General features: G+C 59.2%; 7 protein-coding genes and 4 pseudogenes. 8 read left to right on the forward strand and 3 right to left on the reverse strand.

All coding sequences use genetic code 11. The features are described from left to right. Positions 1-209, reverse strand: a pseudogene (locus tag BGO16_RS11295) (IS3 family transposase); the annotation flags it as partial. Between the two features lie 73 nt (positions 210-282). Between BGO16_RS11295 and BGO16_RS11300 the strand changes: the two are divergent. The 6 genes and pseudogenes from BGO16_RS11300 to BGO16_RS11325 form a co-directional block, all read left to right on the forward strand. Further along, positions 283-668: pseudogene (locus BGO16_RS11300) on the forward strand (IS256 family transposase); the annotation flags it as partial. 383 nt (positions 669-1,051) lie between these two features. Further along, positions 1,052-1,285 (forward strand): annotated as a pseudogene (locus BGO16_RS11305) (IS256 family transposase); the annotation flags it as partial. 245 nt (positions 1,286-1,530) lie between these two features. Then, positions 1,531-2,535, forward strand: a complete 1,005-nt coding sequence (gene glsA, locus BGO16_RS11310; protein ID WP_292618807.1) for a glutaminase A — start codon at positions 1,531-1,533, stop codon at positions 2,533-2,535. Between the two features lie 136 nt (positions 2,536-2,671). Further along, the gene (locus tag BGO16_RS11315; protein ID WP_292618808.1) at positions 2,672-4,264 is read left to right on the forward strand and encodes an MFS transporter; all 1,593 of its coding nucleotides are present in this window, start codon (positions 2,672-2,674) and stop codon (positions 4,262-4,264) included. Positions 4,265-4,568: 304 nt separating this feature from the next. Further along, positions 4,569-4,697, forward strand: coding sequence for a hypothetical protein (locus BGO16_RS11320; protein ID WP_292618809.1), 129 nt, complete (start codon positions 4,569-4,571; stop codon positions 4,695-4,697). Continuing rightward, complete coding sequence (locus BGO16_RS11325) at positions 4,675-5,037, forward strand: OmpA family protein (RefSeq protein ID WP_292618810.1); 363 nt, start codon at positions 4,675-4,677, stop codon at positions 5,035-5,037. Before BGO16_RS11320 ends, BGO16_RS11325 begins: the two co-directional genes overlap by 23 nt. A gap of 75 nt (positions 5,038-5,112) precedes the next feature. Here BGO16_RS11325 and BGO16_RS11330 read toward each other — a convergent pair whose 3' ends face one another. Next, positions 5,113-5,256, reverse strand: a complete 144-nt coding sequence (locus tag BGO16_RS11330; RefSeq protein ID WP_292618811.1) for a hypothetical protein — start codon at positions 5,254-5,256, stop codon at positions 5,113-5,115. 1,254 nt (positions 5,257-6,510) lie between these two features. On the opposite strand from BGO16_RS11330, the pseudogene BGO16_RS11335 reads away from it, so the two are divergent. Then, positions 6,511-6,647, forward strand: a pseudogene (locus BGO16_RS11335) (transposase); the annotation flags it as partial. Here the strand turns inward: BGO16_RS11335 and BGO16_RS11340 are convergent. Then, the gene (locus BGO16_RS11340; RefSeq protein ID WP_292618812.1) at positions 6,647-7,777 is read right to left on the reverse strand and encodes a LuxR family transcriptional regulator; all 1,131 of its coding nucleotides are present in this window, start codon (positions 7,775-7,777) and stop codon (positions 6,647-6,649) included. The pseudogene BGO16_RS11335 and the gene BGO16_RS11340 sit on opposite strands and share 1 nt — an antisense overlap. 348 nt (positions 7,778-8,125) lie before the next feature. On the opposite strand from BGO16_RS11340, the gene BGO16_RS11345 reads away from it, so the two are divergent. Beyond that, the coding region (locus BGO16_RS11345) for a M10 family metallopeptidase C-terminal domain-containing protein (RefSeq protein ID WP_292618813.1) at positions 8,126-13,419 on the forward strand (5,294 nt) is incomplete at its 3' end.

The raw sequence follows: 13,419 nt of genomic DNA on the forward strand, positions 1-13,419 counted from the left end.
AGGCGCATCAGGCGCTCGACCCGATGCAGACCGCAATCAATGCCCGCGGCAAGCAGGTCCCGCCAGACCCGACGGGCCCCATAGGTTCGATCGCTGCTGATGAAGCTGGCCCTGATACGCTCGCCGGTCGCTTCGTCGCTGCGGGATCTGGCGCTCGGCGACCGATTCAGCCAGGCATGGAAGCCCGAGCGGGAGATGCCCAACGCGTTGAAGTTGGCGTAGTCTCCGGGGTGATCAACCTCGAATCATCCGACGTTGGAGCGTCGGACAGGAGACCACGCCGTGACCATAACTACTTTGAATGCCGATATCGATCATCGTGGGGCTGAGGCTACCCCCTATCTTTTCGACGATTGGTTCGACCCGATCGAAGCCGGCCTGCGCGAGCGGGTGCGCGACTTCATTGAGACGATGCTGGAGACGGAGTTGGATGCGGTGCTTGCCCGTCCGCGTTATGGGCGGCATCCGGTCGAGCGCGATGATGAGGCCGCCGGTGCTGCCGGCCACCGCCACGGTCGCCGGACGCGTACATTGAACCGGAACGTTCGGTGCGACCGAGATCGCGGTGCCACGAGCGCGCCTCGACGCTGGTGACGGCAAGACGGCGGAATGGAAGAGCAAGGCCCTACGTACTTAGCCAACGGCGCACACAGGCGGCCGATGCGCTATCGCCTCGGTCTATCATGAAACGATAATCTCAACCTACCGGAGGCCGCGCCCCGAATTCCAACACAATCCGCTACGCCACCCGCAGATTACTACTTCCCCAAAGGTACGGTGGGTATCAATTCCGATTACACGTCGCATTCCTGTCTCCTCTCGATAATCAGAGGGGGAGCAGTGGGCGACACGACAACTACGGATCCGCGCTCTCAGCGCAACCGGGCGAGTCGCAGAGGCGGCCATCTACTAACACGAGCTCGCAGCTCAACGTGCAAGGTCGGCCTGCCCGCACTTCGTGCTCCCGGTGCCTCTGTCTCGGATGGTCGCACCATACGCCGCGATCACGAAACCGCAGCCGGACATCAGCACCAAGAATCTCATACCGGTTACCAACATCGCGGAGAACATGATAGGTACAATTCGCCGCGTCACCCGCAACGTCAAACGCTAGCGGGATTCCGGTATGGCCTTGCGATGGGTCGCGGCCGGCATGATCGAGGCCAACAAGGGCTTCCGACGATTGAAGACGCACAAACAACTATCGGTACTACGAGCGGCTCTTCAAGCTCACCACAATCGCATGACGATCAAACCAGTTGCCCACGTCACGAGGGATACGTAACATTCATTCCGCCAACGTCGGCCCGGACGTAGTTCAATAGCGATCGGGACATCCCCGACCACTTGGCGACGAAGATACACTTGACCAATATGGAACCAATATGAACGCAGGGCGATTGCGTTCATCCGTGACGTTTGACGACGAACCTGTCGGAGACCATTATGAATCGTGCCTCTCGCCACTGTCCGGCATTCACATCTCGATCCGAATAGTCGTAAAAAGAGCAACAGTGCCTGGAGCGAGCCATGAATACGCAAGCGAGCGCCGACGATATTTCTGACTATCCGTATGTGTCGACCGGCCAATTACCTCCTGCGGAGGTAATCGTCAGGTTGGTCGATGAGGTGCATGCGCGATACAAATCAAATACCGACGGCAAGAATTCGCAAGTCTATCCGGCGTTAGCCGAGGTGCCGAGCGGGTTGTTCGGCATCTGCGTGGTCGGCACCAACGGTGGGGTTTATTCCGTCGGCGAAGCAGAGTACGAATTTTCAATCATGAGCGTATCCAAGCCATTCGTGTTCGCTCTGGTTTGTCAGGCGATTGGCGCAGCGCTGGCGCGCGAGAAGCTTGGCGCGAACGCCACCGGATATGCGTTCAACTCGGTCGCTAGCATCGAGCGCAGCTCCAACGGACGCACAAATCCGATGGTCAACGCCGGCGCAATCGCCACCACCAGTCTGGTGCCTGGCGCGACCGTCGATGCAAAATGGAAGTTCATCCACGACGGCCTGTCCAAATTTGCGGGGCGCAAGCTGCCGATGAATGAGGAGGTCCTCAAATCCGCCTCGGAAACCAATTTCCGCAACAGAAGCATCGCGCAATTCCTGCTCAGCGTAAATAGTATCTATTGCGATCCGATGGAGGCAGTGGATTTGTATACACGGCAATGCTCGCTGAATGTCAGCGCAAAAGACCTCGCCGTGATGGGGGCAACGCTAGCTGATGGTGGGGTAAATCCCGTTACCAGAGAGCGTGTCGTCGATCCGTCCGTCTGCCACTATGCATTGGCTGTGATGACAACCGCGGGCTTGTACGAGACTTCGGGCGACTGGCTCTACGACATCGGCTTGCCCGGCAAGAGCGGAATTGGCGGCGGAATCGTCACCGTGTCTCCGGGCAAGGGTGGGCTTGGCACATTTGCTCCTCCACTCGACGCGGCGGGCAACAGCGTCAAGGGGCAGCTCGTCGCAAAGTACTTATCGCAGAGGTTGGGCATGGATCTGTTCGTGTCAAAATCCGAGGTTTGAGCTCATCCGGATTCGGACGGAACCGATCGAGACCAAATCTGGGAAATTCTTCAACTCAGGGGAAGACCACGGCATGACAACGGTATCTGCGACCGCAAATAGCCCAGCGATAGAAACAAAGGCATCATGGGTGCCGATGATAGCCATCGCGCTCGGTCAGATGATCATGTCCTTCAACGTCGCGTCCTTGCCGGTCGCGCTGGGCGGCATGGTGAAAAGCTTCGGCGTTCCACCTACGACCGTCGCCACCGGCATCGTGGCCTATTCGATGCTGGTTGCGGGCTTCGTCATGCTCGGTGCCAAACTCGTGCAACGCTACGGGGCAGCGCCCGTCTTCCGCGCCGCCGTTGTTGTGTTCTGCGCCGCGTCGGCGTTGATGACGTTTAGTCCCACGGCCAATCTGATGATCGCGGCCCAGGCGCTGTGCGGCGCGGCCGGTGCCGTGATCGTGCCGGCGCTGGTGGCGCTGATCGCCGAAAACTACAGTGGGCGTCAGCAGGCAACAGCGGTGGGCGCGCTGGGTTCTGCGCGTGCCGCGGCCGGCGTGCTGGCGTTCGTGATCGGCGGCGTTCTGGGGACATTCATCGGCTGGCGTCCGGCGTTCGGGATCCTGATCGCTGTTTCTGCCATTGTTTTTTTTCTGAGCTTCCGTCTCAAGTCCGGAGAAGGGCGTCCGGAAGTGAAGATCGACATGGCCGGCGTTCTTCTGGCGGCCACCGCCATCATTCTCATCAGTTTCGGCTTTAACAACCTCAATCGTTGGGGCTTGGGACTGGCGACACCGAACGCGCCGTTCAATCTCCTTGGCGTGTCGCCCGCGCCGGTCATGATCGTGGTGGGCATCGTACTCGGCCAGATCTTTCTGATGTGGACGCGCAGGCGCCAGGAGGCAGGAAAGACGCCGCTTCTTGCGCTGGAGGTGATCGAATCGCCGCAAGAACGGGCCGCGGTCTATGCAATGTTCTGCGTCGTCGCGCTGGAAGCGATGCTCAATTTCTCGGTGCCACTCTACATCCAGATCGTGCAGGGTCGCTCGCCTATTGCCACCGCGATCGCCATGATGCCGTTCAACCTCACGGTGTTCTTCACCGCGATGCTGATCGTGAAGCTCTATGGCAGATTTAGCCCCCAGCAGATCGGCCGTTATGGTTTCATTCTTTGCACAGCCGGGCTGCTGTGGCTCGCCTTTGTCGTGCGCAACGACTGGAGCGCGGTCCCCGTCCTTTTCGGCCTTGTCCTGTTCGGCATCGGGCAGGGCGCGCTGGTCACCCTGCTGTTCAACGTGCTGGTCACCGCCTCGCCGAAAGAGCTCGCTGGCGACGTCGGTTCGCTGCGTGGCACTACTAACAATCTAGCCGCGGCGGTCGGTACGGCTGTGTCGGGGGCACTTCTTGTCGGCCTACTGAGTGCGGTCGTCCTCGGCAGCATCGCTGCGAGTCCAAAGCTGACGCCTGAAATTCAGGCGCAAATTGATCTCGATAGCATCAACTTCATCAGTAACGACCGGCTGCAGAGCGTGATGGCCAACACCACGGCTACGCCAGCTCAGGTGGCAGAAGCAGTGCGCGTCAACACGGAAGCACGCCTGCGTGCGTTGAAGATTGGTCTGCTTATTATGGCGGGCATTGCCATGCTCGCGATTTTCCCGGCAGGCCGACTCCCGAATTACATTCCCGGAGAATTGCCCGCCCCTGGTGTGGCGCCAGAAAAGCGCCGGAGCGGGGGCTGAACTGGCTGTGTGTGCCGAAAACCTCATCCACGTTGATGAGGTGATGGAATCGCCTAACATTACAGTCGTAATTTTTGTTTGATGTGAGCCTTTTGAGCGACGGCTTGGTGAGCGCGTCGCCACAGCGACCATGCGATACATAGCCAGGTCGAATTCGTTTCGTGCGAGCCGCTGCGCTATTCTGCGGATTTCCTGAACCGACCAGCGGATGAGGGTAAGCGGTGTTCCGCGGTCATCTTTCTGAAGATGCCCTGATTGTCCCACACGGGCTTCGGTCTACGCCGCTCTCAACAAAGGCGGCACGATGGGAACTTATTCAGAGATGCTCAAAGAGCGCGTATCGACGTTGATAGAAGTGGTCGAGCCGAAGTTGATGGAGCGGCGCATGGAGGTGCTGCAAGCGAGGGAGATTGAAAACAAAACTCGCCGCTGATGGGCGCGCAGTCTTTCATAGTATTCCTTTTGATTTCGATAGAGCTGAACTCAAGCTCGAGTCAAAATCTCAAATTGCAGAGATGGCGGCCCTTCTGAAGTCGAATCCTACACTCAAGATATTCATCATCGGCCACACGGATGGCAAGGGTGAGTTTGAATATAATATCAAGTTGTCAGGCAAGCGGGCTACTGCCGTAGCAATTGTTTTAACAAAAGATCACGAGATTTCCGCAGCACGTATAATAACCCGCGGTCTTGGGCCATTAGCGCCAGTGGCTACAAATCGAACGGAAGATGGGCGTGAGAAGAATCGTCGCGTCGAGCTTGTTGAGCAATAGTGTTGTAAAAACCTCCCCGCTGTCGTTAGCGGATAATCGTTTTGGTCTGGCTGAACCGGCTGCTCGGTAATCTGTTCAGACGGCCTCGATCTCCGGTTTTGTTTCGTCGTCAGCGGGATCGCCAGCAGCCGTCTTGAGCACCCGCGAATCTGGTATTCGGTCGCGGTCCTTGGGGTACAGCTCCATGAGATCCTGCTGGACAGCGCGTGCGTACCACATTGCGCTCGATCTTCCGATGTCTGCCATCTCAGCACGGATTGCGCTGAACCAAGAGGGTCATGGCACAATGGGTTATTTAAAAATTCACCGAGTTTGGTTTCACTGAAGATGGATAGTTCGAAAAGCCCGAAGATCAGTGAAAACCCGTCGATGGCATTCACTGAACTATGATGAAAAATGGCTCTGCCATATCCGGATAGCGGGTTTTGAGGAAGGGAATCCAGATATGCGCCCAAGGCCGTGTGATAATATACACGAAGTGGACCCCCTCCTCTCCTATTTGCGCTTTTTCACGTAATGCAGCGTCTTATCGATTTTGATGAGTTCACGTCTGTTACGCAGTTTCTTGAAACGCCGAGGAAGTTGGTTCATACGCTACCCGTGTCGCGCTGATCGAATGCTCGGCATAATCATGGATCATCACTGATTTCGCGATTTTATCCATGAGCTGATAATGCGTCAGTGAAGGTGTCGGAGACGAAGTCGAGGATCCATGTTGCGTCGGCACGATCGGGCATGAGCATCAGCCTGCGTGTGCCCAAGGGGTCTCAGTGATCGGCCTAAAGGCTTCACTGATGAATCGGAGTGAATCAGCCTGCTCTACGTGATTTTAGCGGATCACCCCGATTTCTGGGTTTTAGCGCGAGCAGAATCAAAGATATGCCGATGGAATCGGATCAAATTAGGATGTGAAGGTGTTATTGACCCCCGGTTCAGCGGCCGGTTCTTACCGGTTTAGAGCGGCAGGCTCTGGTGATCAAATAAGCCATATCCTGCGGTAACCTTAATGCTTTTCGTCCGCTAACGGTTCTCTCCGGTTTTCCGTAAGTTAGGCGGAGGCGGTCACTCTCTCCGCCAACCCACTGCCGATTGCCCCCTAAATTACCGCCGATCACCGCATTCTACCAGATGAGATAGTAAGCCGCCGATTCTGCACGACAGCCCGATATCTTGAAGAACAGCGATGTCAGCTTCCGACCCGAAGCAGACCTTGTTGTGGTCGGTCAGAAGCTTAATTGCTTGACCCGATGCAAGTGGTATTCGGCTGCCTCGCGAACCTCCGCGCTGCGGGAAACACTCGACCAACACCAGACGGCCACGCAAACACTCTTCAGGTCAGCATAGAGCCGAATGCGCTCTGGGTCGGCATCGCTGAAATGCGACCACGCGGCAAGCGGTAAGCCCGCGATGTCATATTCGCAAGGTCCGCGACATGCGTCTTCAAAATCCGTCCACAAAGACCGATCTTTGCAAACGATCGATGATCCTTCGCGCTTCCGATCGGCCTCGACAGTTGGCGCTATCCGGGGCTTACGCCGCGACGCAACCAATCTGGCGAAACTGACACCAACGGCAAGAGATCCCGTCGGGACGATCGACTTGTACGAACTTAACCGTACTTCACAGCGGGCCCGAGGGAAGCTGCGAGGCGGAGCAGGTCGGCCCGACGCTGTTGCCCGGTCTTTTCGAGCAAGTGCCGCGTGTGGGATTTCAGCGTGTTTGGTGAGATTGAGAGGGTCCGGGCGATCTCTTCGCTGTCTCGGCCATCGATCGTGAGCTCGAAAATTCGCGTCTCCGCCGGCGACAAGTTGTAGAGCATGGCCGCCGCGTCCAGAACGTATTTCGGGTCATCGCCGCGCTCGGCGACGAACACCGCCGCGACTGCTTCGCCGGGAACTCCGGAGCGCACGGAGCGGCCGCTCAGCGGGAGCACGTGCACCACGAATGGCTCGCCGTCGGCTCGCGCGCCGGGGATGGCGATGCCGCGCCGCCCGAGCGAACCGTCACCCTCCGCAGCGGCGAGGATTGCCGCGGCGAGCCCGCCGGGCACGACCTCGCCTTTGATGTCCAGCCGGCCCACGCGATCGACCAGGGGATTGCTGTTCGCCATCGCCTCGCGAGCGGCAATGTTGGCGTGTACGATGTTCGCGCGACGATCGACAATGACCACGCTCGACCGCACCGCGTTGACGACCGCCTCGAACATCGTGCGCTGCCTGCGTTCCTCATCGAGGATGCCTGTGATCAATGCAGCACGCCGAAGATGCGGGGCGATGACGCGGAGCCCCGCGAAGACGTCCTCGGTGATGGGTCCCTCGTCCCGATGCCGACCCAGGCCAACGTTGCCGAGGCGGAAGCGGTCCCGGGTCAGAAAAATGCCAACGCAGTCGATCAGTCCCTCCGGCGCGGTAAGGTCGATGAAGTACTTGTTGGATTCCAGCGTCTGCTGATTGGCCACGCTCAAGGTGTTGATTGGTTCCTCGAGCGGCATGCTTTCAATGCTCTTCCGACCTCCGAGCATGTCGATAAGCGCCGCGTTATATTCCGGCTTGGCCATCGCCGCTGCCCAATGGTCGGGGATATTGACCAGGACAGAAGGCGATGCCGTTCGGGCGTGTATATCGTTCAGGGCCATTATGACATTGTGCAGGCGGAAGTGCTGCCGTATCCGGTCCAGCGCGTCGTACCATTTCTCGGGTTCGATGACGGCGTCGTAGATGGCGCCGATCAGCTGAATCAACGTGATATCGACACTGTCCATGTTCGCCTGCCCGTTGAGCACCGGAACGGACAATAGATTGGCGGCACGCAGACTGCCATGGAAAATAGAGAGTTTCGCCGGTCCATTGTCCGCGCGGCATCACCCCTGGGGGTGATGTTGCGCGATTAGAAAAAGGCAAGGATGGGCAACCCTGCAACGGTCGCCGGACAGAACGCCAATGCGTTCTGTGGCGACGGCTCCGCGCCGGTATTATCCGGGTTCAGGAGCATGCAAGGCAAGCGGGCTGTTTCCGGGTCTATTTTTGATTCCGAGTCTATATTTTTTCAAGCGCGGCGGAGAACCGCTTAATTTTCAGGGGTAACGCTCATGGTCAAGCCCATTTACGATACCTTCCAGATCGAACACGCGATCACGACGACTTGGGACGAGGTGGGTGACGACCCGCGCAGTTGGGACGACCATGACATCAGCTTCTTCCTCGGCACTTACAACACCATAATCGAGGGCGACCACGACGAGGAGGACGGCTTTGTTCCAATGAGCAACAAGCTGCAGGCCTTCGTCACGGAAGCGTTTGCCGAATGGGGCGAAATCGCCAATCTGACGTTCACCCAGGTGACGGGCGACCCCGATGACGCGGATATCACATTTGCCTATTCCATGTCGACGAACGGCAATGGGACATACGCGTCTCCAACTCTCAATCTCCTTGACGACACGGAGATCGAGCACGAGGCGATCTGGTTCAGCGCCGATCCGGCTGCATTTTCCGATCAGCAGGATGCAACCATCAGCTTCGTGAATTATGGCTTCATCACGATGCTGCACGAGATCGGCCATGCGCTCGGACTGTCGCATCCCGGCCCGTATGATGCCAGTCAGGACACCCCGCTCAGCTACGAAGACAGTGCAGTGTTCGCTCAGGACAATCGTCAATACACGATCATGTCCTATTTCGGCTACGAGACCGGCAAGGGCTGGACCCAGGACGGGACTCCGCCGGGCGATCTCACGCCCGGCTCCCTCATCATCTACCCCTCAACGCCGATGGTCTACGACATCCTGGCGATTCAGGACAAGTACGGCGCCGACATGACGACGCGCGCCGGCGATACGACCTACGGTTTCCACTCCACCGCTGGCTGGGCCTATTACGACTTCAGCATCACTCCAAAAGTGGTGTTCACGATTTGGGATGGCGGCGGCAACGATACGCTGGACGCCTCCTTCACCGGCAACTTTACGCAACGCATCGACCTGAATCCCAGCGCCTATTCGGATGTCGGCGGTCTGATCGACAACATCGCCATCGCCTTCGGGGTGACGATCGAGAATGCGATCGGCGGAGATGGCAAGGACACCATTACGGGCAATAGTGCCGACAATCACCTCTCCGGCGGCGACGGCGACGATCAACTCTTCGGCGGTGACGGAAACGATGTTTTGGATGGTGGAACCGGCAAGGACATCCTGCATGGTAGTCTTGGCTACGACACCCTTAGCGGTGGCGATGACGATGACTTCCTGTTCGGCGATGCCGCCGGAGACGTGCTGGATGGCGGAAAGGGCGACGACCACATCGACGGCGGCGGCGCGCTGGATGGCGGGGGAAACGCCTCCGTCCCGGACACGCTGACCGGCGGCGCCGGGGCCGACACGTTCGTCTACAGCACGCATTATCGCACCACCGTCATTACCGATTACAATCCGTCGGAAGACACGCTCGACTTCACCAATTTGAAATGGGCGCACAGCTTCGTCGATGTCATCGAGCACGCGACGCAACAAGGCAGTGACGTTCTCATCAATTTCGCGGACGATCCGAGCGTTGGCGGCGTGAGCGACACGCTGCGCCTCGAGAATTTCACGATCGCGCAACTCGATCCCGCGCTGATGAAATTCAGCGAGGAAACCGAAAACCCCGTTCCTGCGTGGTTCACGAGCGTCACGAATCCCTACAATCCGAATTATACGTTTACAGAACGGACAGCGCCGCTGGCCGACGGCGGCTTTGCCATTGTCCAGTCCAGTTCCGTGGATGCGGCGGCGAACACCATCATCGCCCACCGCTTTAACGACATTGGAATCGAGACGGGCACATTCACGGTCGCCGCCACGAACAGCGGGGCGGCCTTCGACGTCGTCGGGCTTCCCAACGGTAATTTTGCCGTCGTATGGGAGGACTATTTTGGCCAGTCCAGCGATCCGAATACACCGCCGCCGGTCATCCGCGCGCGTTTCTTCGACAGCGACGCTACGCCCCTCGGCCCTGCGTTTCAGGTCAACACCACGCCCGCGATTTTCGACGCCGCATCCCTCGGATATAATTTCAATCTCACATTCGCGGGCGCCTCCACCAGCGGCGAACTGATTGTCGAATGGTATGCCGACGTCGATCCCACCCAGGCGACGGGCATCGCGGATGACGTTGTCTACCGCCAGGTGCTGTCGGACACCGGCGGCTTCGCGGGCGGCGAGCAGGCTTTCCCCGCTACCGGCTTTTTCGATGAACAGCAGCAGATCAACTATTACGATCCCTATCGGTCCAGGGTCGTGCACGATCCGATCGCGGGTACGAATACGCCAGTCGATGGACAGTACGTGCATCTTTCGAACGGCGACTATCTGCGCCTGTGGAAACTTCCAATCGAAGGAAGCAACTACAACTACACCTTGTGGGCGGAGATCGTCGGCAAGACGGAACCGGTCGAACTGTCGGCCGGCACCGGTTTCATTCCGCGCTTCTCCCTCGACAGTGGACTTTATGCAGGCGCCACCGTCGACGAACTGGCAGATGGCCGGATCGAGATCACGTGGACGAATGGCGGCTTCACGGGATACAACTATCGCGCGCCCGGCTTTGACACGGTGATCTTCGACGATCACACGCTGACGGGCTTCACCAAGCCCGGGACGGACGGCGACGATGTGATGCGTGGCGGCCCGGGCGCCGACCGCCTCTATGGCCTCGGCGGCGACGATACATTCATTCCCGGCCTCGGCGCCGACGTCCTGGACGGCGGCGACGGTACCGATACGGTCGACTACAGCCGCTCGCTCTCTGGCGTTGATATCGACCTGACGCGCGCCGGGTCGCAGAACGGCGGGCACGCGGAAGGCGACATTCTCGTTTCCATCGAGAACGTCATCGGCAGTTCCTATCACGACAATCTCACGGGCGATGCCGGCGCAAACGAGATCTATGGCGGTTACGGCGACGACTATATCATCGGCGGCGGCGGCGCAGATCAACTGCATGGTCAGGCCGGGGACGATCACGTCACGCTGCAAGGCGACAACGGCACCGCGTGGGGCGAGGCCGGGGACGATACGCTGACCGCCACGGGTGACAGCAATTGGCTCTATGGTGGCGACGGCGACGATACGCTGCATATCATCAGTGGCGACAACAACAATCTGATCGGCGGGGTCGGCGATGATGATTTTTTTGTCGAAGCGGGTAGCAACAATTATCTGGAAGGTGAGGACGGCGACGATGAGCTGCATCTGGGCGGCAGCGGAACGAACAATGCCCTGTCCGGCGGCGACGGCGACGACGATCTGTATCTGACCGGCAGCGGAGCGAACAATATTCTGTTCGGCGGCGACGGACGGGACTATCTGTCAGCCGTGGCGCATACCGGACCGGGTGTTGTTTTCTACGGCGGCCTTGGGAATGACACTCTCATTGGGAGCCATGGCGACGATTCGCTCGAGGGCGGCGGCGGTGACGATCATCTCTTCGGCGGTGACGGCATCGATACGGCATACTACAGCAGCTACGTCACGGATTACGAAGTTTCCTTCGATTCGACGCTGGGGGTTTTTACAGTCGCCGATCTGCGTGCCGGCTCGCCTGACGGCACCGACATCGTCGCCGACGACGTCGAATATCTTTCATTCGGTGGTTGGCGTATCGAGGCCGGCTATTTCCGTACGAAGGCCAAGGTTGCCGATGGGTACATCAGCGGCGCGACGGTCTTTGCGGACGCCAACCACAACGGGGTGCAGGATGCGAGCGAGGCTTTCGCCACGACCGATATAGGCGGTGGCTTTACCCTCCCCACCGGGGCCGCCGGGCCACTGGTCGTAACCGGCGGCACGGATGTCGGAACCGGTCTGGCCTTCGGCGGGCGCTTGCTGGCGCCTGCCGGCTACAACTACATCACGCCGCTGACAACTCTCGTCGAACTCGCAACCGAGAATGGTGTCGCCAATCCCCAGCAAACAATTCTGAGCAATCTCGGTATCGATCCCGCCTCGGATATCGCCAATCAGGATCCGATCCTTCAGGACCTGCTCATCGGGAACTCCCAACCCGAAATGACCGGTATTTGCATAGCCAATACGGTGGATCTGATTGCGTCTGCGATCGAGGGCGCTCATCCCGGTGAATTCGGCAGCGCTTATGACGCTGCGTTCAAGGCGCTTGCGTCGTCGGTTGGCGCCGGTGCGTTCGACTTCTCCAGCCTGCCGGCGATCACCGCCGTGATCAATGCCACGCTGTCTTTGGACGGCACGTCGCTCGATGCCTCGGTCGTCGGCGGTCTCGCCAGCGTGATCGTGGCGTTCAATTCGACCACCGCGCAAACAAGCGGGTTCGTATTCGACGCCGTGGCCAAGGTTGCGCAAGGCGATGCCGCTGCCGCGATCAAACTCGCCGCAGCCGACCCCTCGAAATTATCCGATGCGGTCGATCATTTCACAGGCCAGGCGCTGGACGATGCCGTGACGGCGGAAGTCTACCGGGCCGGCGACGCGGCTGGGCCGTTCTTGAATTATTCGGGGCGCGTTCTACCTGACTCCTATACCGTCGCGACCGATCACACCCTGACCGTCGATGCCGCGTCCGGCGTTCTTGCCAATGACCTCGACCCCGACGGCGATACGCTGACCGCCGTGCCGATCACCCAATCTACCCAGCATGGGACGGTCACGATCAATGCTGACGGGTCGTTCAGTTATACGCCCGATACGAATTATGTCGGTCCGGACGACTTTTCCTATGAGGCTTCCGACGGTGTGGAATCCTCGTGGGGTTATGTAGCCATCCAGGTCGATGGACCGCATCCCGTGGTCACCAATGTGACGGCCGAGTTCAAGCCGGGCGACGGCGACGTTGCCGACAGCTACGTTCTGACCCTCACCATGAGCCGCCCGGTGACGGTCGATACGTCCGGTTTTCCATTTCTCCTGTATACGAATATCGGGGAGGCCACCTATCAGGTCTCGCTCTCCGGCCCGGATAAGCTGGTCTTCATGGTGGCGGTTGGCGATGACGCGCCGACCGGGGTGCCCCTGCAAATCACCGGCGATGACATCGGTGATTATCTTGCTCATGTCGTCGACAGCGCCAACGGCGCGCCGGCGAATCTGTTCGGCGCTTACGTCACGTTCCCGGACCTCATTATCGGCGAGGCGGGAGCCATTAGCCTGGCACTTGCGACCGACAGCGGCCTTGCGGGCGATGGCGTCACCAATGTCGGCACGGTCAACGTCTCCGGCCTCGAAGCCGGCACGAGCTGGGAGTACGCGGTCAACGGCGGTGCGTTCGTCGCCGGCAGCGGCAACAGCTTCACGCTGACCGGTGACGGGCCGAAGAGCGTGCTGGTGCATCAGACCGATGCCGCCGGCAATGTCTCGGCGGACGCCAGCCTGAG

The sequence above is a fragment of the Nitrobacter sp. 62-23 genome (genome assembly GCF_001897285.1).
GTDB lineage: Bacteria > Pseudomonadota > Alphaproteobacteria > Rhizobiales > Xanthobacteraceae > Nitrobacter.